The sequence below is a fragment of the Ruegeria sp. CDSA034 genome, assembly GCF_059612275.1.
Genome location: NZ_JBXWQH010000005.1, coordinates 165,465 through 189,605 on the forward strand (window position 1 = coordinate 165,465; position 24,141 = coordinate 189,605).

Here is a 24,141-nt window from a genome sequence, read left to right on the forward strand (position 1 = left end):
TGTGCCCGAGATCGACGCCCGTTCGCTTTTCTCTCCGACCGTGCTGCTGGCGCTGGCGTTGATGACTGTCATCGTGATGATGATCCTGCCGATGCCCTCATGGGTACTGGATGTTGGCTTGTCCGCTTCATTTGCATTGGCGATTCTGATCTTCACTCTGACGTTGTTCATCGAACGCCCGCTGGATTTTTCGTCCTTCCCAACCATCCTGCTTGCCTCGCTGATGCTGCGGCTGTCGCTGAACGTGTCCTCGACCAAGCTGATCATCGGTCAGGGCCATACCGGCCCCAGTGCTGCCGGAGACGTGATCGAGGGGTTTGCGAATTTTGTTATGGGCGGCAGCATCTTTCTGGGCCTCGTCGTTTTTGGTGTGCTGCTGATCGTGAACTTTATGGTCATCACCAAGGGCGCGGCCCGCATGGCCGAGGTCGGCGCGCGGTTTGCTCTGGACGGAATGCCTGGCAAACAGCTGGCCATCGACAGCGACATGTCCGCCGGGGCCATTGATCATCAGCAAGCGAAAGAGCGCCGCGAACGTGAACAACAGGAAACCACGTTCTTCGGCTCGCTCGACGGGGCCTCGAAATTCGTCAAGGGGGATGCGGTTGCGGGGCTGTTGATCACGCTTCTGAACCTTGTGATGGGCCTGATTATGGGCGTGATTGTGCAGGGAATGCCCATCTCTGCCGCGTTTGAGACCTATGCCATTCTAACTGTCGGCGACGGGCTGGTTTCGCAAATTCCCGCTGTGATCATCTCGATCGCCTCGGCGCTATTGCTGGCGCGGGGTGGTACTCAGGGTGCAACCGACGGCGCGATTTTTTCGCAATTGGGTCGGCATCCGGCCGCTTTGGGCACAGTGGCCATGCTGATGGTCTTGTTTGCGCTGGTGCCCGGCCTGCCCTTTCTGCCCTTCATCCTCGGCGCGGGCGTTCTGGGGTATGCGGCATACTCGGTTCACCGCAAACAAAAGGCCGAAACAGACGCGGAACAGGCACCTTCATCAGAGGATGAAACCCCGGTTTCCCAAGCCATCGGGGACATTCTGGATCTGGATGATGTTCATCTGGAATTCGCCCCTGATCTTGTCAGCATGGTTCTCAACCCCGGCACCGGGTTGGACGCACGAATTGCCAATATGCGCACATATGTCGCCTCGGGCTTTGGACTGATCCTGCCTGACATCCGCCTGACCGACCGGGCAGAACTTCCACTGGGAACCTATGTGATCAAGGTACAGGGGGTCGAGCAGGCGCGCGGTGTTCTCAACCCAGATCTGGTATTGGCGCTGGTGCAGGACGGCCATGACATGCTGCCCGAAGGCAATGATGTGACCGAACCTGTTTATGGCGCCCCGGCGCGCTGGATTCTACCAAAGGATCAGGAAGCCGCGGCGCTGAGCGGCGCGACCATCGTTTCTCCCCCCGAGATTTTGGCGACTCATCTGCTTGAGATCATCAAACAGAACTTCGCGCGGCTGCTGACTTTGAAATCCCTGCGCCGCCTGCTGTCCGAGATGACACGGCTTAGCGATCCGGTTCGGGCTGAAGCGAACCGCAAGCTGCTGGACGAGCTGATCCCGGACAAGGTGCCGATCGACACGTTACATTCTGTATTACGACTGCTGCTGGAGGAAAAAGTCTCGATCCGTAACATGGCCCTGATCCTTGAAACTGTGGCTGAGGCGCGCCTGACGACGACCCAACCCGAAGGGATTTGCGAACTGGTCCGGCAGAGATTGGGTTTCCAGTTGGTTGCCGACATGAAGCGGGGAGACGGCTCCATTCCGCTGATCCAGCTTGCGCCTGAATGGGAAGACACGTTTGCCTCGTACCAGATCGACGCGCCCAACGCCGGATTGGATGTCGCCCTGCCGCCGAACCTGTTCAACAAACTGGCAGATGGTGTCGTCGAAACCGTCTCGCAATCCGCTGATCACGGGGTGTTCCCGGCCGTCGTGACCTCGACCCGCCGGCGTCGACTGCTGCGCACGATCATGCAGGCGCGGGGGGTGTCGAATCCGGTCCTGTCCTTTGAGGAAATCGGGCTCGAGGCCAGACCCGCTTTGGTCGGAACGATACCCGCATGATCGCCGTGCCGCCCGCATTGCTACCGGAACTGGCAGATGGCCTGTGGCACCTCTTTGCTGTCTTCCTGCGCGTGTCGGCGCTGGTATCGCTATTACCCGCCTTCGGGGAACGCAGCATTCCAACCCGCCTCAAGCTGGGGATCGCCGCGGCATTTACACTGATCGTTACGCCCGCTGTTCCTGCGCCCGACCACGGGCAAGGTGTGTTGCCTTTGGTGCGGATGATTGGCACCGAAACACTTGTCGGATTGGCAATGGGCATTGGTTTGCGTTTGTTCGTGCTGGCCTTGCAAACTGCGGGGTCCATCGCGGCGCAATCGACATCGCTGTCACAGATTCTGGGCGGGGCCGCTGTCGATCCTGTTCCTGCAATGGGATATCTGTTGACACTCGCAGGTCTGACATTGGCGGTTCTGCTGGGCCTGCACATCCGCGTTGCGCAGTTCTTGATCCACAGTTACACGCTGTTTCCAATGGGCGTTGTTCCACTGGCACCGGACCTGTCGCAGTGGGGCGTGCAACAAATCGCGCGCAGTTTTGGTCTGGCGTTCAGCCTGGCAATGCCCTTTGTCATCGCGTCGCTGATCTATAACCTTGCGCTTGGGGTCATAAACCGGGCGATGCCGCAGTTGATGGTGGCCTTTGTCGGCGCCCCCGCGATCACCTTCGCGGGTTTGTTTCTGCTGTTTGCGGGCACCCCTTTGATCTTGTCGGTGTGGTCCGATGCCCTGTTCGCCTTCATTGTGAACCCACTTGAGGTTGCAAGATGAGCGGTCAGGACGACGACAGTGACAAGTCCTTTGAGGCGACACCGCAAAAGCTGCAGAAGGCGCGCGAAAAAGGGGAAATCGCCAAGTCCAACGATCTGAACGTCGTAGCGGCCTATGTCGGTTTGCTGATTGCCATATTTGCTGCGGGGCAATTCGCTGTGGACCGTATGGGCACATTGTTCGTCGTGTTGATTGATCAGGCTGATGATTTTGGCCAACTGCTGACAACAGGTTCGGCTTCCAGCCCCGTGGGGGGGATGCTTCAGGCGGCTGCTTGGTCTGTTCCGGTCCTATTTGGCCTGCCTGCTGCCGCCGTCCTGCTCAGCCTGATTTCGCAACGTGCGCTTGTTTTTGCGCCCACCAAACTGAAACCCAAGCTGTCGCGCATTTCGATACCGTCCAATGCGAAGAACAAATTTGGACGCAGCGGCTTGTTCGAATTTGCCAAGAGCTTTGCAAAACTGGTGATCTATTGCACATGCCTGGCGCTTTTTCTGCGCGCCAACCTCAGCGAGATTCTGTCTGCAAGCGCGACGCAAGCCCAGTCTTCAGTGATGTTTATGATGAATCTGCTAATTCGGTTCATGTTCATCGTCATTGCGGTGGCTCTGACCATCGGGGTGATCGATTATGTCTGGCAATACGCCGAACACATGCGCAAGAACCGGATGTCGCGCAAGGAAATCCAGGATGAGACCAAAGATGCCGAAGGCGACCCGCATGTAAAACAGCAGCGCCGCCAGCGCGCCCAGGACATCGCAACCAATCAGATGATGGCCGAGGTACCAAAAGCCGATGTTGTAATCGTCAACCCAACCCATTTTGCCGTCGCGCTGAAATGGTCCCGGACCGCCGGATCGGCACCGGTCTGCGTGGCAAAGGGCGTGGATTCCGTCGCAGCCGCCATTCGCGAGGCCGCCGGGCATGCCGGCGTCCCAATCCACCCGGATCCGCCAACGGCGCGTGCTCTGCATGCCACGGTCGAGATCGGGCAGCAGATCTCGGAAGAACATTACCGCCCCGTCGCCGCTGCGATCCGGTTTGCTGAGGCGATGCGCAAACGGGTGAAGGGGCAAATCTGATGCAACGCACACAGCTGCAGGATCTGGCCAAAGTGACCGAAGCCTCGTTTCAGCGAGAATACCAATCCCTGCGCCCGCTGCTGGAGGCCGAGGCACGGGTACAACAGCAATTGGCCCGACTTGACGCCCAAGTCCAACAAACCCGGCAAGAGACAGCGTCTGCAGAAGGCTACCGTGTTACCGGAACGGATGTTCTCTGGAACGGGTGGGAATCGGCGACACGCAGGCAGCTCAACATGCAACTTGCGCGGTTACGAGCACAAAAGCTGACGGCCCTTGCGAATCTGCGCGTCGCATTCGGGCGCAAGCAGGCGGTTTCAAATTTATGCAAAAAACCCCAGTAAGGACCTGCCCGTGATCCAACCAAGGCCCGCCGACCCGTCACGTATCCTGACGGTTCACACTCATGATCAGAACCTTTGAGACATCGTTCCCCAAATCCTTGCGCGCCTCATCCAGCAGTGCCTCGCGTAAGACCCCCAGGTTATCCGAGCGGGTGAAATTCCCGTCAAAACCACCGGTATTGGCGTGGTCGAACAGCACCTGTAAAAAGCGGTCACGAAGTTTGGGTTCCGAGGCATAGAACGGCTCGGCCATTCCAGGTGTGACCTCAAGGCTTAGCGACATGGTGACAAGTGCTGCAATCCGATCAGATTCCACGATCGGAACCACGAATTGCTTGGTCAGCTTCAGATACTCATAAGAACCCGAACCTTCCTTTTTGTCCGCTTTGCCGGACTTATTTGTCGTGGTATTCGGATCTTTCTTCCTAGTCTTGTCTTGTTTTGACTCGACGTTCATATCTTTGGCAACGTCTGCCTTTTTGTCCGAAGGGGCCAGAAACACGCCTGCCGCGATGCCGCCACCCAAGCCCGCGAAAAGAAGGACGACCGGGATCAGTTTTTTCATCACTCTCTCCCCTCAGAATGGCAAAATTGAATCCAGGATTTGCTGCCCGTAACGGGGCTGCTGAACGTCAGAGATCTGACCGCGACCACCGTATGACACACGCGCCGACGCGATCTTGTCGTAGGTAATCTCATTCTGGCGCGAGATATCCTGAGGGCGCACGTAGCCCGCGACCAAAAGTTCACGCAGCTCAAAGTTGACGCGCAATTCCTGCGACCCCGAGATCGAAAGCACCCCGTTTGGTAAAACATCAATCACGGTTGCGGCCACCCGCAGGGTCAGCTTTTCCTTTCGCTTTACTGATCCTTTGCCTTTGCTGGTCGACGAGGAATCGATCGAAACAGCTTCGTCCAGGGATGCGCCGTTTGGCAGGTGCTCGGCCGCGCGTTGCGGTAATCCAAACAGCCCCGGCACCTCAAGACTTTCCGAGCCGCTACGGGATCGGTTGGTGTCATTCGATATCTCGGCCTTTTCGTCCAACTCGATCACGACCGTCATGATGTCCCCTTTCTTGATCGCGCGCTGATCTCCCAGCAGGGATTGCTGGCCACCGCTCCAAAGCGAGGATTTGTCAACGTTGCGCGCTGGCTGCGTATGCAAGGGCAAGCCGGGCCAAAGCATCGCCACATGTTCCGGTGATTCATCATTGGGCGTAAAGCTTGGCGGTTTGCCAAGGTGATCCACGCGGCCACAGGCCGACACGATGAGAACGGCAACCAACAGAGTTTTAGAAAGTGCAGACATCATTTTACCTCAATCTGGCCGTTCGAACGGATACGTCCGGTGACGGTTGTGCGTGACGACAGGTTCATGACCCGGATACGATCCCCGACCGCGCCGCGGCCCAATGCGCGACCCTCGGCGGTGATGGACAGGGGGCGGCGGTCAAAAACAAGAACGACAAGATCGTTTCGATCCACAATTGCCGGCGGACCGAAATCGCCCTCACGAATAGGACGCCCGGGGTAGAGGGCGACGCGCGCCTCTTGTCCGATCAGAAAGTCCGCATTGCTCACCGCGTTTGGAACCATCTGATCCTTGGTTTCCAGGTCAGTGGCTGAAATGATTTCCTTGGCCCGGATGGTGCGTTTCGACACCACAATTTCAGCCATTGCCGGGATCGGAGCCGCCAAGGCCAGAACAAAACTCAGAACCCGCATCACCGCACCTGCGTAGTTGCGCTCATCATCTGATCGACAGCGGATATGACCTTGGCATTCATTTCATATCCTCTTTGTGCCTCGATCAGTTCGGTGACCTCGCGCACCGCATCGACCGAACTGTCCTCAAGATAGCCCTGCCGCAGCGTGCCCACCCCATCCTCTCCAGGTGCGCCAACCACAGGCGCGCCCGAAGCTTCGGTTTCCTTGAACAGGTTGCTGCCAATCGCCTCGAGCCCCTTGGCGTTGGAAAAACTGGCCAGGGTGAACTCTCCCAGCAGTTGCCCTTCTGGCGCGTCGTCGAAATAGGCATAAACCTCGCCCGCTGGGTTGATCGAGATCGACCGCGCATCGTCAGGAATGGTAATTTCGGGTGCTACGGCAAACCCGTCCGAGGTTACGATCAACCCCTCGGCGGATCGTTTCAGGCTGCCATCGCGGGTATAGCCGGACTGTCCGTTGGGCAGCGTCACCTCCAGATAACCGCGCCCTTCGATTGCAACATCCAAATCGCTTCCGGTGGCTGACAGGGCGCCCTGCGACAGCTGCGTGGTCACGGCAGCCGGGCGCACCCCAAGGCCCAATTGGATACCCGTTGGCAGAACCGTGCCGTCATTGGCATTGACCGCACCCGGCCGCGCCATCTGCTGATAGTGCAGATCGGCAAACTCGGCCCGCCGCGCGTTGTAGCCCGTAGTGTTCATGTTCGCGAGGTTGTTCGAGATCGTCTCGACCCGCATTTGCTGCGCCGTCATTCCCGTTGCCGCAATTTTCAAAGCTCGCATGTCAAATTCTCCTTGTTCAAATCATCGCATCAGCGCCTTGAGCGCACCGCGCACCCGTTCGTCTTCGGCTTCCAGAAAGCTCTGACCCAATTCATAGGCGCGCTGGATTTCGACCATGCGCGAGACCTGCGCGATGGCATTCACATTCGATCCTTCGAGAAAACGGTGAACGACCACCGGCTCTTCGACTGGTTCAATGTCACCCTCGGCTCGGAACTGCGTGCTGCCTTCACGCATCAGCGTTTTAGGATCGGCAACGCCGTAAACCCCGATCTGGCCCAGAAATTGCCCGTCGACACTCAGCGTGCCGTCGCTGCCGACATCAATGGATGACGCATCAGGCGGGATAAAAACGGGCGCGCCATTGCTGTCCAGAACGCGGTGCCGATCCATGGTCACCAGATCCCCGTCCGCACTGGACGAGAAAGCACCAGCCCGGGTCAGCCGATTGCCCGCCGGGGTTTCGACCATAAAGAACCCATCCCCTTCGATGGCAAAGTCGAACTGCCCTCCGGTTTCGGTCAGCACGCCTTGCTGCAGCGAAGTATTGCGCACTTCGGCACGGCTCATGGACAGGGATGGATTTCCGGGCATATCGCGCACGAATTCCGAGAACACCAAACCTTGCGCGCGGTAGCCCGTGGTATTGGCGTTGGCGATGTTGTTCGCGACCAGCCGCATTTCGTTTATCAGACCCGATTGCCGGGACAGGGTGACATAGGCGGTATCCATCAGCGACCTCCTGCGATTAAAGGGATGAGTGTTCCTGAAAAAAAGGTGACCAGCGTCTGGGTCATGAATCCCATGGAAATCCAGAACACGATGACTATGGCGATCAGTTTGGGCACAAAGGTCAGCGTCATCTCCTGCACCGAGGTCAGCGCCTGGAACAGACCAACGATCAGGCCCGAAACCAGCGCCACCGCCAGGATCGGAACCGAAGTGATGACTGCGACCCAAAGCGCCTGACGTACGATGTCATAGAACAGACCTTCGCTGAGCATTGCGTCAGACCGGCATCCGCAGGATTTCCTGATAGGCCTCGACCACCTTGTTGCGCACGATCACAGCCGTTTCCACGGCCAGTTCTGTCTGCGCCAGCGCTTGAACCAAAGCATGCGGATCCGCCTGCCCGGTCATCGCAGCTTGCGACATCTGCTCGGACTGTTTCAGCGTCGCGGCAAAGTCCTGAAACCCTGACCGCAGCCCCTGCGCCATTCCGGCATGGTCTGGATCAGCTTGCGTCGCCGGGCGCGCGCCCGCATAACTCTGAGCCGCATTGATTGCTCGGATATCCATTCTGGTGTCCTTTATTTTCTGAGAAGGTCCATCAGGCTCGACGACATCTGACGTGTCTGATCGAACATCTTAAGGTTGGCTTCGTAACTGCGCTGCGCCTCGCGGGCGTCGGCGATCTCGATCATCAGATCGACGTTCGAGCCGCGAAAATGGCCTGTGTCATCGGCCATCGGATGGCTTGGGTCATAGACGCGCGACAAAGCGCGGCGGTCCAGCTTGACCCGCCCTGCCTGCACCATTTCTTTGCCGTCTTTGTTCACGGCTTCAAACGGTACCGTCTTGCGGCGATAACCCGGTGTATCCGCGTTCGAGATGTTTTCGGACACATGGCGCAAACGTGCGGCCTGAGCGCGCAGAGCGCTGGCCGAGGCGGTCAGGGAATGAGAAAAGTCACTCATCCTATGGCCCCCTTATGCCCGGCCGACGCTGCTGCGCAGAATGTTCATTGAAGATTTGTAGATCGCCAGGGCGCGATCATGCTGACGCTTGACCTCAACGCCCTTTAGCATCTCTTCCTCGACGGAAACGCCATTGCCATTTGGGTCACCCGAAGGAGTGGCTTCAATCTCAGCCCAGGGCATTGGGCCACCAACACCATTCAAATGTCCCGCCCGCGTGGCAGTCATGGCGACCTCACGACCCGAGCTTTCGAATACTCTTTGAAAGGCCTCGATATCGCGGGGCTGGTAGCCTGGCGTATCCGCGTTGGCCATGTTTCGTGCAATGACGGATTGCCGTTGCCCGGCATGGGTTGCCATTGCGTACGCGGTCTTAAAGACGTTCAGGTCATAGAACATCGGGGCTTCTCCCTCGATCAATTTCAATCAAGGCTTAACCCCGATTCCTTTAAAAACCGTTTTCAGAAACCGTTGGAGAACCCACGATGTCCGATCTCGACCCGATGCTATTGAAATGTGAAATCGACCGCCTGACTGCTACACGCCATATGGGGCATGTGGCCAGCGTCGCGCGCGGGGTTATAGAGGTTGATGGCCTCGCAGCGCATGCGCGGATCGGGGATCATGTGACCTTACGCCGACGCACTGGGCCGGATCTGGCAGGCGAGATATTGCATGTCGAATCGGATCTGATTCACATGCTGCCCGCCACGGCACCGGACGGGGTCTGCCTTGGTGACAGAGTGATTCTGAACCAAACACCAGCCTTTGCGCCGGGAATGCACTGGTTGGGACGGGTGGTCGACCCGTTTGGCAATCCATTGGACGGAAAACCGCTGCTGTCAGGAGTTCAGGAGCAGGACATAATGCAAACCCCTCCACCTGCGGTCGATCGCAAACCTTTGGGCCAACAAATGGAGACTGGTCTTGCCATGCTGAACACTATGCTGCCCATCGTTCAGGGTCAGCGCGTAGGACTGTTCGCCGGCTCTGGCGTGGGAAAGTCCACGCTGCTTGCGACGCTGGCGCGGTCGATGCATGCGGATGTGGTTGTCGTTGCGCTGGTCGGTGAGCGTGGGCGCGAAGTGAACGAATTTGTCGAACACGCGTTGGGTGCTGAGGGGATGAAGCGGTCGATAGTGGTGGCCGCTACGTCTGATCAATCCGCCCTTGCGCGCCGCCGTTGTGCCTGGTCCGCGATGTCGGTGGCGGAATACCTGCGCGATCAGGGGTTGAATGTCCTGTTTCTGGTCGATTCCGTCACCCGTTTTGCCGAAGCGCATCGCGAGATTGCCGTTACGACAGGCGAACAACCGTCGCTGCGCGGGTTTCCACCGTCGGTGACCCCATTGATTGCGAGCCTTTGCGAACGCGCAGGTCCGGGCACCGGCGAACAGGGCGACATCACGGCCGTGTTCAGTGTTTTGGTCGCAGGATCGGACATGGATGAACCCATAGCCGATATCCTGCGCGGTGTTCTCGACGGCCATATCGTCCTGAGCCGCGAGATTGCCGAGCGGGGCCGGTTTCCGGCGATCGACCTCGGCCGCTCTGTCTCGCGCAGCCTGCCCGATGCGGCCACCGAGGAAGAAAACCAGTTGATCTCGCAAGCCCGCCGACTGGTTGGCAGCTATGAACAGTCTGAGGTGATGATCAAAGCCGGGCTCTATTCTGAGGGCGCCGATCCGCTGTTGGATCAGGCCGTGCGCGTGCATGATGAGCTGGACGCCTTTTTCGCCAAGCCCGAAACAGATGGAATCAAAAACAGCTTTGATCGCCTGCAACTGATCCTGCGCCGCGCCGGAGCCGCCTTGGTGTAGCAGCGATATCGCAACAGTTTAAAACGTTAAGCCCGCCTTAAGACCTGCACTGCTACCCCGGTAGCGGGTGATAAAAAGGTGGTGGAGATGGGTGCGCAATCCAATGCGGCGCCAATCATCATCAAGAAGAAACGTGTGTCCGGTGGCGAAGGTCACCACGGTGGCGCGTGGAAAGTCGCATATGCCGACTTTGTCACGGCCATGATGGCGTTCTTCATGTTGATGTGGCTGCTGAATGCAACGACGGAAAAACAACGCAAAGGACTGGCGGATTACTTTTCGCCTACAATCCCGGTGAATCCGGTGTCAGGCGGCGGTGACGGCGCCTTTGGCGGCAACAATATGTTCTCTGAAAAGACCATGGTGATGGATGGTTCGGGCGCCAGCCAGAAAAGCCCGACGGTTGCCCGGCAGGCGCGCGGTTCGGTCGGCGTGAACGCGGAAGGTGGTAAAGAGACCGTCGAGGATTTTTCGACACTCGAAGCCGAGCTTCTGGGGCGCACGGGCGAAAGTCTGGTTTCGGACAAGGTCCGGAAACATATCGTCACACGCGTCACTGACGAAGGCTTGGTTGTCGAGCTGTTCGATACCGAGGATCAACCGCTGTTCGAATCGGGAACCGACAAGCCCACCGCCATGATGCGCGCGCTCGCCTTGCTGGTGGCGCGATCTTCGGACCTGGTGCAGAACTCCATTGCTGTCGAGGGACATGTGCGTGCCTCGCCGGTCGTTCTGGCGCAAAACCCGGCCTGGGATTTGTCGACGACCCGCGCTCAGGCCGTGCGCCAGATGTTGCAAGGTAAGGGTCTGGCTGCCGAAAGGCTGGATCGGGTCACGGGGCACGCAGACCGCGAGTTGACGGCCAAAAACCCGATGGCGGTTCGCAACAACAGGATCGAGATCATTTTTCTGCGCACGCCGTAGAATTCAAAAGGATAGAACGCATTTTACCTGTTAGCGTGCTGTTAAGGGCCAGTACGTTAGCTGTTGCATCACGTTTTGACGCAACAGAAGGGCGTGCCAATGACAATTTCCTCTTCGCTGAATGCCGGTGTGGCCGCTTTGAAGGCCAACGCGAACCGGCTGGCGACCATCTCTGACAATATCGCCAACTCGTCCACCTTTGGCTACAAACGAGTCGAGACCGACTTTCACTCGATGGTCACCTCCGGTCAGGGCGGAAGCTATTCGGCAGGTGGTGTCAGAACCACAAGTCAACGCATGATCGACCAGCGCGGATCGCTGGTCACAACGAACAATTCAACCGACCTGGCAGTGCGCGGCCGTGGCCTGCTACCCGTGCGGCCCAGCTCTCAGGTGGCGTCAAACTCGAATGAAATGCTTCTGACCACAACCGGCTCGTTTCGCACCAATGAGCAGGGTCATCTGGTAACGCAATCGGGGCTTGTTTTGTTGGGTTGGCCCGCTGGCCCGGACGGATCGATCCCTAATGTGCCAAGGGATACACCAGCTGCGCTGGAACCCGTCAAACTCAGCGTCAATCAATTGACCGGCTCGCCGACCACAAGCATGAACCTGCGCATGAACCTTCCGGCCACGGCGACGGATGCCGGCGCACCGGGTGACGCACAGCCTTTGTCGGTTGAATATTTTGACAACCTCGGAAAATCAGAATCCGTAAACATTGAACTGGTCCCGACTGTGCCCGGAACAGGATCCAGCAATGAATGGACCATGACGCTGCGCGATACCGCATCTGGCGGTGCGGTGATCGGAGAGTACCGCCTGACCTTCACCGACAGCCGAACCGCAGGCGGCACGCTGGCCAGCGTGACTACCATTTCAGGTGGTGCTTACGATCCGGCAAATGGCAGTTTTGTGGTAAACGTAGATGGTGGGCCGATGGAGATTAATATCGGTCAGATTGGCGACAAAGATGGGATTACCCAGCTGTCGGATACATTTGCCCCAGTATCAATCACGCGCGACGGTGCCCCGGTTGCGACGATGACCGGCGTAAAGGTGGATGAAAACGGATATGTCTACGCGCAATACGACAGCGGTGTCAGCCGGCGCGTGTACCAGATTCCGCTTGTCGATGTTCCCAACCCGAATGGGCTAACGGCGCTGGACAATCAGACCTATGCCCCATCCCGCGACAGCGGAACGTTCTTCCTTTGGAACGCGGGCGATGGGCCGACCGGCGATCTGGTATCCTTTGCACGCGAGGAATCCACGACCGATGTCGCAACTGAACTGACCTCGATGATCCAGACGCAACGGGCGTTTTCCTCCAGCGCCAAAGTGATCCAGACAGTCGACGAGATGCTGCAGGAAACCACAAACATCAAACGTTGATCCGGGGCTTTGAGCTAGGGAAAGGACCTGTCCGATGAACATGACGACAGCATTGAACAACGCGTTGGGCGGTCTGACCGCCGCAAGCCGCGGGGTCGCAGTTGTCTCGGGTAATATCGCCAACGCCCTGACACCGGGCTATGCGCGTCGCTCGCTGGAATTGGCGACAAGTCCGATCTCGGGCAACGGCGTGCGCACCGTCGGCGTGACGCGCCATCAGGACCCGGCCCTGATCGCCAACCGGCGCGATTCCGACACAAATCTTGCTGGTACAAGCGCAATCTCAGAGTTCTACACCCGTTTTGAAAAGGCCGTGGGTTCGGTTGATGACCCCAATTCCATTGCCTCTCGGTTGACCGAATTTGAGAACGACATGACAACGGCCGCCAGCTTGCCCGATTCCAAAGTGCGGCTGGATCAGGCGGCCCGCGCTGCCCGGAATTTGGCGGACAGCCTTAACGCGGCATCCGAAGGTTTGCGTCAGGCGCGTTCGGACGCAGACAGGACCATCGGCAAGCAGGTCAACCGCCTGAGCCAGTCCTTGCAGGACATCGAAAACCTGAACAACAAGATCCCCAGCATCAAGAATTCTGGAGGCGATATCAATGCCTTGCTGGATCAGCGCCAGGTATTGATTGATCAAGTGAACGAACTGATGCCGGTTAATGTCGTAGCGCGGGATAACGACCGTGTGTCGCTATATTCAGACGGCGGCCTGATCCTTTTAGAGGGGCAGGCAGCAGAATTCAGTTTTACGACTACCGGCGAAACCAAGCCGCACATGACAATTGCCAACAGCCTTTTGTCCGGTCTTGAAGTGAACGGGCAGCCTGTGCGCACCGGCGGCAATAGTGCGCAGCTTAGGGGCGGCGCGCTGGCGGCTCAGTTCGAGATTCGCGATGAACTGGCGGTTGAGGCTCAAGTACACTTGGACACCGCCGCCCAAGACCTGATCGAACGGTTCGAGACCGCCGGTCTTGATCCGACCGTCGCGGCAACTGATCCCGGCGTGTTCACCGATGATGGCAATCGCTACGACGCAACTGCGGCAATCGGATTGGCTTCGCGCATACGCTTGAACGTGACGGTGGACCCCGATGCTGGTGGTGACAGCTGGAAATTGCGGACGGGCCTCGGCGCCGCCACTCCAGGGGATCCGGGCGATGCAGCGCAGCTGAGGGCCTTTAGCGCGGTCCTGAACGATGCCCGTCCCGTTGCCGGGGCGGTATTTGGCACCGGCAACATGCGAGCTGCGGAAATTGCCGAGGCACTGCTGTCTAAGGCCGGGGCAAACGCCCATGCCGCCGAGGGGCGCATGACATTCGCCAAGCAATCACAACTAGAAATGGCCAAGATCGAAGCCGAACGCGGCGTGGATACTGACACCGAACTGCAAAATCTGATGCAGATCGAAAAGGCATATGCCGCGAATGCGCGGCTCATCTCGACCGTGGATGAGATGATGGACACTCTGCTGAGGTTATGACGATGAATTTGACATCCATAGGTGATCTGGCGCGCGGATTGACGCTGAGAACCCGGTCGACCGAGATCAAAAATCAGATCGAAACACTGTCCTACGAATTGTCATCCGGACGGGTTCAGGACTTGTCTGGCCATTTGGACGGTGATTACTCTCATCTGCTGGATCTGGATCGCAGCCTGTCCAGACTGGATGCGTTCAAAGTATCGACCGCCGAAGCCGGGTTGTTCACGGATGCGATGCAGCTGAGCCTGAACACAGTTGCCGGCGCTGTTGAGGGGATTACCGCCTCACTTCTGTCCTTTGGCACCTCAAATCAGGCGGTGACCCACGAAAACGCATCGGCTCAGGCCAGAAACGAACTGGACGCGATCGTATCTGCGTTGAACACCCGCGCCGGAGGGCGCAGCCTTTACTCGGGCACCGCAACGGATGTCTCTCCGCTTCCGTCCGCTGACACGCTGATCACCGCGCTAGAGGCCGAGTTGACGGGCGCAGCTACTGTCGCGGACATCCGGCAGAGGGCAGAGGATTGGTTCAACGATCCTACCGGTTTCGATGCGGTAATTTATCAGGGATCCGGCACAAAACTGGCCCCCATGCAGATATCCGAGAATGAAAGCGTTTCAATTCCTGTGACAGCGACCGACCCAGCCATCAAAGCCGCAATTCGCGACATTGCAGTCGCAGCCGTGGTCGCGGACAGCGGTCTGAATGTCCCGACGCAACAAAGAACGGCCCTGTTCAAACAATTGGGCGTCGATCTGGTCAACGCCAAGGATCAGTTGGTGGGGCTGCGCGCCGATGTCGGCGCGACCGAGGCTCGAATCGAACAGGCGCAAACGCGAAATAATGCGGCGCGGACCAGCCTGCAAAGCAGCCGAAGCAAATTGATCGCGGCGGATCCCTATGAAACCGCCACTCAGTTGCAAACCGTGCAGTTCCAACTGGAAAGCCTGTATTCGGTCACCGTTCGCAACGCGAACCTGTCGCTGGTGAATTTCCTGAGATGAGAGTTCTTGTTTTTCTTCTGATGTTGCTTCCTGGCCTGGCCTCCGCCGGCGCGATCCGACTGAAAGATCTGGTGGACTTCGACGGAGTCCGCGGAAACGATCTGGTCGGTTACGGTCTGGTTGTGGGGCTGAATGGAACCGGTGACGGGCTCAGGAATTCGCCCTTTACCGAAGAGATCATGTCCAACATTCTCGAAAGGTTGGGCGTCAACGTCAACGGCGAGGACTTCCGCCCCAAAAACGTGGCCGCTGTTCTAGTGACTGCAAGCCTGCCGCCTTTTTCGCGCGTTGGGGGGCAGATCGACGTGACGGTCTCTGCCATCGGAGATTCCAAAAGTCTACTGGGCGGTACGCTGATCATGACGCCATTGAACGCTGCTGACGGGCAGATTTACGCTGTTGCGCAAGGCACCGTTTTGGCAGGCGGCGTGTCGGCTGAGGGAGAGGCCGCCTCGGTTGTGCAGGGCGTTCCTACTTCCGGTGTGATCCCCTCCGGAGCAAGGGTAGAACGTGAAATCGATTTCGAACTTTCGGCTCTTACCCAGATGCGCCTTGCTTTGCGAGAGCCGGATTTTACTACGGCAGGCAGGATCGAGCTTGCCATCAATACCGAGTTCAACCGCGCGGTGGCCATCATGCGCGATTCCGGGACGGTTGAGCTGAACATCGCGGCAACGCAGGCAATTTCGACCGCCCACGCGCTTGGGCGGATCGAGAACATTCTGGTCGAACCCGAAACCAAGGCCCGCGTCGTGGTCGATCAGCGTTCGGGCACGATTGTGATGGGGCAGGAAGTGCGGATATCCCGCGTGGCGGTCTCGCAGGGCAACCTTACGCTAACAGTCGAAGAGGCGCCGATTGCGGTTCAACCCAACCCCTTCGCGCGCGGCGAAACCGTTGTGGTGCCCAGAACAATCGCGGGAATAGAAGAAGAGGAAGGCACCGGACTGGCTGAAATACCCGAAGCAGCAACCTTGTCCGAAGTTGTGGCAGGTCTGAATGCGCTTGGGGTGTCGCCCCGCGACATGATCGACATTTTGAAGACGATCAAAGCCGCCGGAGCGCTGCACGCCGAATTTATCGTACGCTGAGGAACTCAGGCCAACAGGTCACCGCCAAGGCTGAGGGAGGTGCCAAACGGCCCCACCAAAAACTATTTGGATTTCCAACTGTTCAGCCACTTTCGGAACCTGCTGCCCTGCTCTTCTATGGCGTCGCCAGCGGCATAAAGGCCATCTTCCATATTCTCGATCACGGGATCAACCCGCGCCTCGCGAAACCGGCGCCAGCGGACCCAAAGGGCCCAAACTATCGCGAAGAATAAGGTCAGGAAAATGATATTGAACCAGGGAATAATCCGAACGTCTTGGCTGTCTACTGACCAAATCTTCACTGCATTCGGGAAAATCGACAGGAACTCACTTCGCCAACCGTAGTGGCGAACAACCACCCAGCGAGGCGCTTCGTTTGTTGATTTCAAGTCTGCGGCTTCGGCCTGCAGGTTCGACGAGTTTAGTTTAAAATAAGGTGGCCAGCCCCAGCCCGTGTCTTCGTTCCGATACACCATGACCTTGCCGTTGGTCTTGCGGGTCTGAATGAAAAACACATCGCGGTTTGGCGTTGTCGCATCACTGCCGACGTCATGAACCGACCAGAAGATGCTGTTCTCACCGGGGTCGATCCGTTTCTCATAGGTATCCGAAATCCGAACCACATCGTGCTGCGGAAGGGTGTAATTCAACACCGCGGCAATTGTGCCCCAGAACAGGATGATGATAGCCCATTTGATGTAACGCATCAGCGAAACCCTCACATGAAATTCGTAACATAAATCAGGATTGCGATCAGGCCCAGCGGCACCACGTAAATCCCAAGGATCAGTTTGCGTCGAAACGATCCGTCGTACTTTTTTAGCCCTCGCTGGACAAATGCATCGCGGTCGCCGGTCAGACCCTTTTTCTCCCAATGGGCGATCAACTTATTGCGCCGTATCCAGCGGGAATAGATTGATACGCCCACATAAATGACCGTCAGAACGACCAGCAACGGGATCAAGAAACGCAGTGCGACGAACATTTAACTTCTCCCTACTGCGCCCCAGGGGCCGACGCGTGCGATGATGTCTTCGCTGATCCGGTCATTACCGCTCATATCCGGTTCGTGGCCGAATAGTGCGGCCCGAGCGCCAGCCTTATCCACCTGATACTCGCGCGCAAGGAAGTCGGCAACATAGGCTTTTTTGGCCTCGGGCCAAGTCGCATAGGTGCGGTAGAACAGTTCCTTATGGCAAATGAACACCTGACGCGGGTCCAACGGGGCCAGTTCCGCCAGCAGCATGTTCACCAGATCGCGGTTCGGTGTGTTGGTCGCCCGCAGCGTATAGAAATAGGCCGGGTGATCCGAGGTGATACGCGGCCACGGCCCGCCATCCTTTGCCCAGCGCAACAGCTGCGCCAAACCGTGATAGGCGTCGGGCAGACGATCCGAATGGTTTCGCGCCAGCCGTCGCATATCGCCACGGTCCAACCCTGTCAGGTCAACGCCTGCATCGGCTGCGGCATCCACGGTCAGGAAGTCCATTTTCTGCTGCAGGATTGCGGCGGAATTCACGCCGCGCGCCTCAATGATCGTTTCGACCAAGCCGTTTAGCCCGAGGAACTTGGCAATCTGGTTCCGCTGAGATGGGTCAAAAACGTATTTGATCGGCATATCGTCGGGTCTGTCGCCCATACAGATCACCGCCGGATGATCCAGATCGGGGAACAGGTAGAGCCCACCGAAGTGCGCCGTCCAGAAATTGCGCTGTTCAAAGGCGGTATGGCGCAGGCGGACGGGGTTGCGGGTGACGTCGCCGGTTTCCTTGGCCGTTTCGATCATCTTGGCGATCAGCACATCGTCGAACCAGGCATCCTCTTCGGTTTTGAACCGTTCGACCATGCCCGCCAGTTGCTGTGCCTTGCGCAGGGTGCCGCCTGCGGTGTCGGCCTCAATCTCGATTTTGCGCAGGTTCAGCAGATCGCGCGGCGTGGTGAGTTTTATGACCGAGTTCACCAGCTCTCCGGCCACCGCATCGGTGGCGGTCAGGGCAAACAGCTGCGCCTCGTTCATCTCGATGAACTCGCGCAGGATTTCGCGCGAGGTCGAGAATTTGACGTTCAGCAGAGGCGCGCGTTTCTGCTCGGTCGTCAAAAGAATGAACTGCCGGTTGACCCCGTTGGGGTTGAGGTAGAGCTCATCCTCCAGCTCAATCCCCACCTCGGGTGAATAGCCCGAGATATCGATGTGGAAATCCGTGAGCGCCGTGGTCTTGCCCGCCAAATGCTGCAGCGCACGGTTATAGCGCTCAACCAGAGCCGGGCTGGAGATGTGGACGAGATTGCCGAACATCAGGCCTTTTTTGATGAGGCGGATCATTCGGCCCACCTATGCGATGCCTGCAAATTGATGCCATTTATCAAACCTGCCCAATAAGGCGCAGTCAAAACCAACCCTCCTAGCAACAGTACTGATGACTCCAACCTTTCGTCCAAATTCAAGATCTCGAAAAGGTAATAAGCCACTGAGCCGATCACACCGATATACGCGGCCACTGCCATAAAAAGAGTGAGCGTCCACCAGAAGAAAAATCGCAGCCACATGAATCTACCCAAAGGAACTGGCAAGCTAAAACGAAAAGCCCAGCGGACGAACTTGATTCCAGCATAGGCTAGAAGAGCACATGTTATCAGAAAGACGACATCAAGCACTCAGGCACTCCTTACAAACGGATCGAGCATGTGTTGCACTCAGTTTACTCTCCGGCTGAGCCTACCTACAAATACTGCGGCCAACGCGAACAAAGGCAATGCAAACGCTCGTGCCGTGATCTGCAGGTTGAAACCTATGTAAGACACCAAGCTGCCCTCAAATAGGATCAGTGATTCTTCCCATGTGGTGCCCTCGAACCCGCTGCCGGCGTTCACACCGAACTGGGTCAGGAACAGAACCACCACCGCGCCCAGAAAGCCGAGCAAACCCCAGCGCAGGGGCTGGATCAGACCCAAAACAAGGGCAAAACCGGTGATTGCGAGTGTCAATGTCACGTCTGTGCCTCCTTTGACCGACGGCGCGTATACGCATACGCGCCTCCGGCCAAGATCAATGCGGGCACGAACCAGAAAAATGCCATCCCAAGGAAATGTGATGGCATTTCACCGGGACCAAAGGTGTGGAGCAATGAGGTCGGGTGTAAGACAGACGCGCCGTTCATCCAGATTTCGAACAAGGCACTCCAGATATAGGCGACTGCAAAGACGATCAGCACCAGCATGCCAAAAGCGCGCAGGGAGGGCGGTCGACGGCGCGCGACCGAAATGCCGAAAAACAGGCACGAACCGATCATCGACCCGAAGATCAGGATCAGGCTGCCGGTCATATTTTGTCCTCCAGATACCGCCGCTTGGCCTCTTCCATCCGGCCCATCTCACGCACCGCGTTCTCAATGGCGACCTCGTCGCTCTTGTCGGCATAGCGGAACTCGCTGTCGGCGTAGCGGTTGATTTCCTGGATCACCATTTCAACCGTGATCGGCTGGCGCAGGTCCTCGATCATCGCCTTCTTGGTGTCGTAGTCGCGGAACAGGAACAGGTCGGGGTTTTCCATCCATTCGTCGGGCAATTCGAAATCCATCGCGCGGACCTTGACGGCGTCGGTAATGTTCTTGATCGCGCGGCCGGTAAAGCGCTCATCCGCCTGCTGGATTGCCTTGAGATAGGTGCCCATCTTGGCAATCGTATCCATCTGGCCGATATCGCCGGAGACCCGGTCATAGACCTGCAGCAGAGCCTCTTCGTGCGGGCGGGAATGACTTTCGAAACTGGCAGCGACAGCCTTTTTGATTTCCTGCGCGGCATAGGCCTCGTGTTCGCCCAGCGGGATGTCGTGATTGCGGCCCATCAGCAGGTGCAGGATATCGATGTAATCCTCGCGCGTCTGCGGCCCATCCACCAGGAATCGCGCGCCCGCCCGTTGGCGCAAGGCGTCGTCCACATTCTCGGGGTAGTTCGAGAACATGCCAAAGGTGCAGTTGCCGCGCACGACGGTGTTGGCGCCCGCAAAGCTCTCCATCAGCACGGCGGTGATTTCCAGTTGCCCGGCTGACGACTGCCGGTCGCCACGCTTGCCCGCCAATTGGTCGATATCGTCGATGGTGCCGAAGCCGATGACCGAGGGGTCGATGATCGTGTTGATAAAGGCCTTGGCGTTTTGACCGGATTTGCCCTGATAGCTGTCGATATTATCGGTACTCAGGTTCTGATAGCGGAACGGATAACCCGCGTTCTGGCAATAATCGTTGATCAGCCCGGCCATCATCTGGATCAGGGTGGTCTTGCCAGTGCCCGGTTTGCCGTCGCCCATGAAGGTGAAGATGAACCCGCCGAGTTCCGCAAACGGGTTCAGGCGGCGGTCGAAGTCATAGGCCATCACCATCTTGGCCAGCTTCATCGCCTGATATTTAGCGATATGGTTGCCGACCACCTCGTTCGGTTTCTTGAACGTCATGGTGAGGGTGGTGGATTTGGCCTTGGAGGCCGGTTCGAACCCCCGGATCGTCAGATCATCAGCCTCTATATGCCATGCGGCATTCTGGAACGGGGCCAGATGGCCTGCTGACTGCGCGCGCAGCGCGGCCTTTTCCATCAGTTGCTCGGCATAGGCGCTGGTGGCGGCAATCAGATGGGCATCGTCGGGGGCATGTTTGGCGAGGGTCTGGTCCAGTTCCCACAGCGCGCCGTGCAGGGCGAGCTGGCCGTTGTCGGTCAGGACCTCTTCGATCTCGCCAATATCAACGGTGGTCTCGCCCAGATGCGAGGACATCAGATAGGCCAGCGCATTGCCGAAGGTGTGGGACGTGATCAGAGCCTCCGCCGTCAGCAGTTCCGAGAATTCGGTCTTGCGCGCGGCGGGCAAGTCTCCAGCAAGATTCGCGCGTTTCAGATCAGCCAGCGAGGTCTGTTCCGCATAGGCCTCACCCACAGCCAGAGCGATGGCAATGGCGCGGCGGATGGCCTGCTGCGTGGTCGCCTGAGGCGGTGATACCAGCGTATCGCCATCATCTGAGGCCTCGATCCGTTCGACCAGATGCACTCCGGCTGCGCGCACGGTTCGGCGTGTCACCAGCCCTGGCGTCGTCGACCGAAACCGCCGTCCAGTTGAAACGCCCGGAGACCGTTCGGTCGCCACCTCAACCGCTTTGGCTATCCGCGGCGCGTGTTCAAAACCGTTCAGCAAGGCGGTCGCCGCTGGATAGTGTTTGCGAATGTCATCTTCGCGTAATTCCATTTGATCTGACGTCAAACTCATTTAAAAATAGCCTTTGTTGTCTTCAATATCTCAGCACCTGCCCGCTCTTGCTGACCACGAATTTGCGCACATCACCAAATCCCGGCGGATTGCGCTCGGCCAGCACCTGAAACGGGCGTTGGGGCAAGATGATCGACCGTTGGGTGCGCGTGGCCCCGGTTTCGGCCCCTTGCCCGCCGAATGGGTCCAGCGCGAAGACTTCGCGCTCGACTGTGGAAAACCATCCGGCGCGCTCTTCGATCACCTCTTCGCTTTCCAGCTCTTCGGTGGTCCAGGCCAGTGCCCAGTCCTGACCTTGCGGTGCCTGTGCATCCTCAAGTACCTGCCGCAACGGGCCGGTTTGCTCGGTATAGGCCGAGGAATACATCGGTCCCACGTGGATGCGGCGCAGATGTTTGGGGTGCAGGTCGTCGAAATCCTGATCGAAGCCTTTGGCAATGGTCACCAGTTTCAGACCGCCTAAGCTTTGCGCCATCAGATGCGCCTGCACTTCGGGCCAGCGGCGCTGGTCTTTAGGCAGGGCGGTTTTGCCGCTGTCCTCCAACTGCATCAGGTAGATGACCGGCAGGTTGATCTGGCTGTCATAAACCGCCCAGTGGATCATGAACTTGCGCCGCTCGCCCTCATTTCCGATCCAGTGGCATTCGGAATCATTGCGGGCCCAGAACAGCTGACCCTTTAGCAATTCCTCGTAATAGAGCCTTTGAGACAGGGCGAATTGCAGCTTGGTGGGGATTTCCTGATCGCCAATGATCGTCCGCACCATGTCTGTTTTCAGATCATCTTCAGACGGCATATTCGCCAGATGCACCTGCGCCTGTTGCGCGTCATTGGCCATGGTCAGCAGCTCGGCCGCCACCGGAAATCCGCTGTCACGCTTGTCCATGGCGAGGCTGCCAAAGAACCGGCCCGTATCGCGCCCGACCAGCAGGTATTTCATGGAGAGCGCCCGGAAGGTGTAGAGCAGCCCCGAAAGGTAACGCGACACGATCCGCACCTCTTGTTTCGAGATCGCGCCCTCAGCCTCCATCGTCGCGGCCACGCGCAACAAGTGAACGGTGATCACCTCGAATTTTCGAAAATAGCGGCGCGAGGAGAAGGTGTCGGTTAGTCCCACATGGTCTTTAGTGGGGTCAGTCATGCATCACCGCCACCAAAACCACCTAGGTCCGGGCCAGGTGACTGACTGCCGTCGCTTTGGACATTAGTTGGCACACTGTTAATTCCTTGCGATCTGCGAAACATTTCCAGTCGATAGCCCGACCACAAAGCACCGAGAACACCAACGCCACTCAAAAGGTAAAACCCATTCGCCATCATCGTCAGAAAACAGATGAGGAAAACGAGGCCAATTGCACCCCAAACAAGCTCACCGTTCCGTTCTACCCAAGTCTTGTCTTTGTCTTGCTCTAAGAAAAATGGCATTCGTCGCAACCACTCTTTTTTACCCACCATACAAATTCTTATCATGCTTCTCGACAATCGAGGCGAACCGGCGGGCAAAGCGTTCGTCTGCCTTGGCCTTTTTCTCCAGCACATCACGGGCAAAGACCATGTGGTCCTCATGCGCCTCAAGCATGTCGGCCATCTTCTGGTTGGTCGCAGTGCCGATGGCGGCCATGGCGGTTTGCGCCTCTTGATCCGTCTGTACGCCGATCTCGTTGATGCGGTGGGCCACGTCCTGCTGCTGCGCGGTTTTCAGCGATTTGGTCAGGGCGTCATACAGCACCACACGCTGTTGCGTGTCTGTCTGCAGCTTGTTGATCAGCACCATCTGCGTCGCCGCCTGGTTCTGTAGGGAGTCGACCCAGGTCTTGCCCTTTTCGATGTAGCGTTCGAGCGTTTGTGACTTGGCCAGCTTGACCTGCTCTTCCTGAACCTTGGCATTGTATTGCTTGTTCAGCTCGGCCAGTTCGGTTTCCAATTGGGTCCGCGCGGCGGCGTCCTGTTCGACACTGATCTTGTTTTCCAGAGTGATAATCGTCGGATCCATATCCTGAATCTCGGCCCGCAGCGCCTCTAGTTCAGCAACAGTGGCCTCGCGGTCATCCAGCGTACCAGTCAGGTTTTCCTCGACCTTCACCCGCTGTTCTTCCAACACGGATAGCTGCCCTTGCAGCAATTTAACGATTACGTCGGATTTGGCGATCAGGTCCTGCAGCTTGTCGTCGATATTGGCGGTGCGCATGCGTTCCTGCCGCATCGACTCGGATTTTCCTTTCGAGAAGATGCCGACAAACGTCTCCCACCTGGACTTCGAGCGCATCTCATCGAAATCCTTGGAAAAGGCGCTGGTGACGTCGTCCAGACCCATGATCAACTCAGCGATATTGGCGTTCATCACCTCGGTATGGGCGTGCACATCCTCAAGTGTGGCGTTTTCGATGTCGATGTCGGCCTCGGCAGAGCCGATCTTAGAACGCGCGGCTTCAATCCGGGATGTCAGCCCTTCGATCTGAGACTGGCTTTCGCGCACTTTTTGCTGCGTTTCCTCAATCAACGCATCAAACTGCTGGTTCGACATCTGTCCTATTCCTTTTTTAATTATGCACCCAACAAGATAGGAGATGTTACGATCATTTACATCCCCTTGGGCAACCAATCCTGTGGAACTTTGGCAAACTCCGCCAAAAAAAGATAGGCGGGTTGACACTTTGGCCTCAGATCGCATG

The 24,141-nt window shown here is 57.7% G+C and carries 29 protein-coding genes; 10 read left to right on the forward strand and 19 right to left on the reverse strand.

What is annotated here, in order from left to right; genetic code table 11:
- The first annotated feature begins 1 nt into the window (after window position 1).
- From flhA to AC2FLJ_RS11485, 4 genes are read left to right on the forward strand one after another with little or no spacing between them, the layout of a single operon-like run.
- Complete coding sequence (flhA, locus tag AC2FLJ_RS11470) at window positions 2-2,089, forward strand: flagellar biosynthesis protein FlhA (RefSeq protein ID WP_496705876.1); 2,088 nt, start codon at window positions 2-4, stop codon at window positions 2,087-2,089.
- Window positions 2,086-2,859 carry a flagellar biosynthetic protein FliR gene (locus AC2FLJ_RS11475; RefSeq protein WP_496699631.1) on the forward strand — a complete coding sequence of 258 codons (774 nt, stop codon included), beginning with the start codon at window positions 2,086-2,088 and terminating at the stop codon, window positions 2,857-2,859. Before flhA ends, AC2FLJ_RS11475 begins: the two co-directional genes overlap by 4 nt.
- On the forward strand, window positions 2,856-3,941 hold the full coding sequence (flhB, locus tag AC2FLJ_RS11480) for a flagellar type III secretion system protein FlhB (protein ID WP_282152838.1): 1,086 nt from the start codon (window positions 2,856-2,858) through the stop codon (window positions 3,939-3,941). The genes AC2FLJ_RS11475 and flhB overlap by 4 nt, the downstream gene beginning before the upstream one ends.
- Window positions 3,941-4,285 carry a hypothetical protein gene (locus tag AC2FLJ_RS11485; RefSeq protein ID WP_282152839.1) on the forward strand — a complete coding sequence of 115 codons (345 nt, stop codon included), beginning with the start codon at window positions 3,941-3,943 and terminating at the stop codon, window positions 4,283-4,285. The genes flhB and AC2FLJ_RS11485 overlap by 1 nt, the downstream gene beginning before the upstream one ends.
- Window positions 4,286-4,322: 37 nt before the next feature.
- Here the strand turns inward: AC2FLJ_RS11485 and AC2FLJ_RS11490 are convergent, their stop codons facing one another.
- The 9 genes from AC2FLJ_RS11490 to AC2FLJ_RS11530 are packed head-to-tail and all read right to left on the reverse strand — an operon-like array spanning window position 4,323 to window position 8,891.
- Complete coding sequence (locus AC2FLJ_RS11490; protein WP_496699632.1) at window positions 4,323-4,850, reverse strand: flagellar basal body-associated protein FliL; 528 nt, start codon at window positions 4,848-4,850, stop codon at window positions 4,323-4,325.
- A gap of 12 nt (window positions 4,851-4,862) precedes the next feature.
- A complete protein-coding gene (gene flgH, locus AC2FLJ_RS11495) occupies window positions 4,863-5,594 on the reverse strand; it encodes a flagellar basal body L-ring protein FlgH (RefSeq protein ID WP_496705878.1) in 732 nt (243 codons plus the stop codon).
- On the reverse strand, window positions 5,594-6,010 hold the full coding sequence (gene flgA, locus AC2FLJ_RS11500) for a flagellar basal body P-ring formation chaperone FlgA (protein WP_496705880.1): 417 nt from the start codon (window positions 6,008-6,010) through the stop codon (window positions 5,594-5,596). The genes flgH and flgA overlap by 1 nt, the downstream gene beginning before the upstream one ends.
- On the reverse strand, window positions 6,010-6,795 hold the full coding sequence (gene flgG, locus AC2FLJ_RS11505) for a flagellar basal-body rod protein FlgG (RefSeq protein ID WP_496705882.1): 786 nt from the start codon (window positions 6,793-6,795) through the stop codon (window positions 6,010-6,012). Before flgG ends, flgA begins: the two co-directional genes overlap by 1 nt.
- Window positions 6,796-6,816: 21 nt before the next feature.
- Entirely contained in the window at window positions 6,817-7,527 is a 711-nt protein-coding gene (locus AC2FLJ_RS11510) for a flagellar hook-basal body complex protein (RefSeq protein WP_496705884.1), read from the reverse strand.
- Window positions 7,527-7,799, reverse strand: coding sequence for a flagellar biosynthetic protein FliQ (locus AC2FLJ_RS11515; protein ID WP_282170851.1), 273 nt, complete (start codon window positions 7,797-7,799; stop codon window positions 7,527-7,529). The genes AC2FLJ_RS11510 and AC2FLJ_RS11515 overlap by 1 nt, the downstream gene beginning before the upstream one ends.
- A 4-nt stretch (window positions 7,800-7,803) precedes the next feature.
- Window positions 7,804-8,094 (reverse strand): flagellar hook-basal body complex protein FliE, encoded by a 291-nt coding sequence (fliE, locus tag AC2FLJ_RS11520; protein WP_496705886.1) that lies wholly within the window; start codon window positions 8,092-8,094, stop codon window positions 7,804-7,806.
- Window positions 8,095-8,105: 11 nt separating this feature from the next.
- The gene (gene flgC / locus AC2FLJ_RS11525; protein WP_282120921.1) at window positions 8,106-8,492 is read right to left on the reverse strand and encodes a flagellar basal body rod protein FlgC; all 387 of its coding nucleotides are present in this window, start codon (window positions 8,490-8,492) and stop codon (window positions 8,106-8,108) included.
- 12 nt (window positions 8,493-8,504) lie between these two features.
- A complete protein-coding gene (locus AC2FLJ_RS11530) occupies window positions 8,505-8,891 on the reverse strand; it encodes a FlgB family protein (RefSeq protein WP_496699635.1) in 387 nt (128 codons plus the stop codon).
- An 86-nt stretch (window positions 8,892-8,977) separates the two neighbouring features.
- Between AC2FLJ_RS11530 and AC2FLJ_RS11535 the strand changes: the two genes are divergently transcribed.
- From AC2FLJ_RS11535 to AC2FLJ_RS11560, 6 genes are all read left to right on the forward strand, one after another.
- Window positions 8,978-10,312 carry a FliI/YscN family ATPase gene (locus AC2FLJ_RS11535; protein ID WP_496699636.1) on the forward strand — a complete coding sequence of 445 codons (1,335 nt, stop codon included), beginning with the start codon at window positions 8,978-8,980 and terminating at the stop codon, window positions 10,310-10,312.
- Window positions 10,313-10,399: 87 nt separating this feature from the next.
- Window positions 10,400-11,236, forward strand: a complete 837-nt coding sequence (locus AC2FLJ_RS11540; RefSeq protein ID WP_496699637.1) for a flagellar motor protein MotB — start codon at window positions 10,400-10,402, stop codon at window positions 11,234-11,236.
- 99 nt (window positions 11,237-11,335) lie between these two features.
- Window positions 11,336-12,631 (forward strand): flagellar hook protein FlgE, encoded by a 1,296-nt coding sequence (locus AC2FLJ_RS11545; protein ID WP_282120925.1) that lies wholly within the window; start codon window positions 11,336-11,338, stop codon window positions 12,629-12,631.
- 34 nt (window positions 12,632-12,665) lie between these two features.
- Window positions 12,666-14,117: a flagellar hook-associated protein FlgK gene (flgK, locus tag AC2FLJ_RS11550; RefSeq protein WP_496705889.1), complete on the forward strand. Its 1,452-nt coding sequence runs from the start codon at window positions 12,666-12,668 to the stop codon at window positions 14,115-14,117.
- A 2-nt stretch (window positions 14,118-14,119) separates the two neighbouring features.
- On the forward strand, window positions 14,120-15,127 hold the full coding sequence (locus tag AC2FLJ_RS11555; protein ID WP_282120927.1) for a flagellin: 1,008 nt from the start codon (window positions 14,120-14,122) through the stop codon (window positions 15,125-15,127).
- A complete protein-coding gene (locus AC2FLJ_RS11560; RefSeq protein WP_496699639.1) occupies window positions 15,124-16,218 on the forward strand; it encodes a flagellar basal body P-ring protein FlgI in 1,095 nt (364 codons plus the stop codon). The genes AC2FLJ_RS11555 and AC2FLJ_RS11560 overlap by 4 nt, the downstream gene beginning before the upstream one ends.
- A 62-nt stretch (window positions 16,219-16,280) precedes the next feature.
- Here the strand turns inward: AC2FLJ_RS11560 and AC2FLJ_RS11565 are convergent, their stop codons facing one another.
- The 10 genes from AC2FLJ_RS11565 to AC2FLJ_RS11610 are packed head-to-tail and all read right to left on the reverse strand — an operon-like array spanning window position 16,281 to window position 23,993.
- Window positions 16,281-16,925: a DUF1523 family protein gene (locus tag AC2FLJ_RS11565; RefSeq protein WP_496699640.1), complete on the reverse strand. Its 645-nt coding sequence runs from the start codon at window positions 16,923-16,925 to the stop codon at window positions 16,281-16,283.
- Between the two features lie 11 nt (window positions 16,926-16,936).
- On the reverse strand, window positions 16,937-17,203 hold the full coding sequence (locus AC2FLJ_RS11570) for a hypothetical protein (RefSeq protein ID WP_109311285.1): 267 nt from the start codon (window positions 17,201-17,203) through the stop codon (window positions 16,937-16,939).
- Window positions 17,204-18,541: a DUF6638 family protein gene (locus tag AC2FLJ_RS11575; RefSeq protein ID WP_496699641.1), complete on the reverse strand. Its 1,338-nt coding sequence runs from the start codon at window positions 18,539-18,541 to the stop codon at window positions 17,204-17,206.
- A complete protein-coding gene (locus AC2FLJ_RS11580) occupies window positions 18,538-18,873 on the reverse strand; it encodes a hypothetical protein (protein WP_496699642.1) in 336 nt (111 codons plus the stop codon). Before AC2FLJ_RS11580 ends, AC2FLJ_RS11575 begins: the two co-directional genes overlap by 4 nt.
- 39 nt (window positions 18,874-18,912) lie before the next feature.
- Window positions 18,913-19,209, reverse strand: coding sequence for a hypothetical protein (locus AC2FLJ_RS11585; protein ID WP_496705892.1), 297 nt, complete (start codon window positions 19,207-19,209; stop codon window positions 18,913-18,915).
- Window positions 19,206-19,541 (reverse strand): hypothetical protein, encoded by a 336-nt coding sequence (locus AC2FLJ_RS11590; protein WP_109311289.1) that lies wholly within the window; start codon window positions 19,539-19,541, stop codon window positions 19,206-19,208. Before AC2FLJ_RS11590 ends, AC2FLJ_RS11585 begins: the two co-directional genes overlap by 4 nt.
- Window positions 19,538-21,469, reverse strand: a complete 1,932-nt coding sequence (locus AC2FLJ_RS11595; RefSeq protein ID WP_496705894.1) for an AAA family ATPase — start codon at window positions 21,467-21,469, stop codon at window positions 19,538-19,540. Before AC2FLJ_RS11595 ends, AC2FLJ_RS11590 begins: the two co-directional genes overlap by 4 nt.
- Before the next feature lie 22 nt (window positions 21,470-21,491).
- Window positions 21,492-22,610: a hypothetical protein gene (locus tag AC2FLJ_RS11600; protein WP_496699645.1), complete on the reverse strand. Its 1,119-nt coding sequence runs from the start codon at window positions 22,608-22,610 to the stop codon at window positions 21,492-21,494.
- Window positions 22,607-22,924, reverse strand: a complete 318-nt coding sequence (locus AC2FLJ_RS11605) for a hypothetical protein (protein ID WP_145974870.1) — start codon at window positions 22,922-22,924, stop codon at window positions 22,607-22,609. Before AC2FLJ_RS11605 ends, AC2FLJ_RS11600 begins: the two co-directional genes overlap by 4 nt.
- On the reverse strand, window positions 22,914-23,993 hold the full coding sequence (locus AC2FLJ_RS11610) for a hypothetical protein (RefSeq protein WP_496705896.1): 1,080 nt from the start codon (window positions 23,991-23,993) through the stop codon (window positions 22,914-22,916). The genes AC2FLJ_RS11605 and AC2FLJ_RS11610 overlap by 11 nt, the downstream gene beginning before the upstream one ends.
- Window positions 23,994-24,141 lie beyond the last annotated feature (148 nt).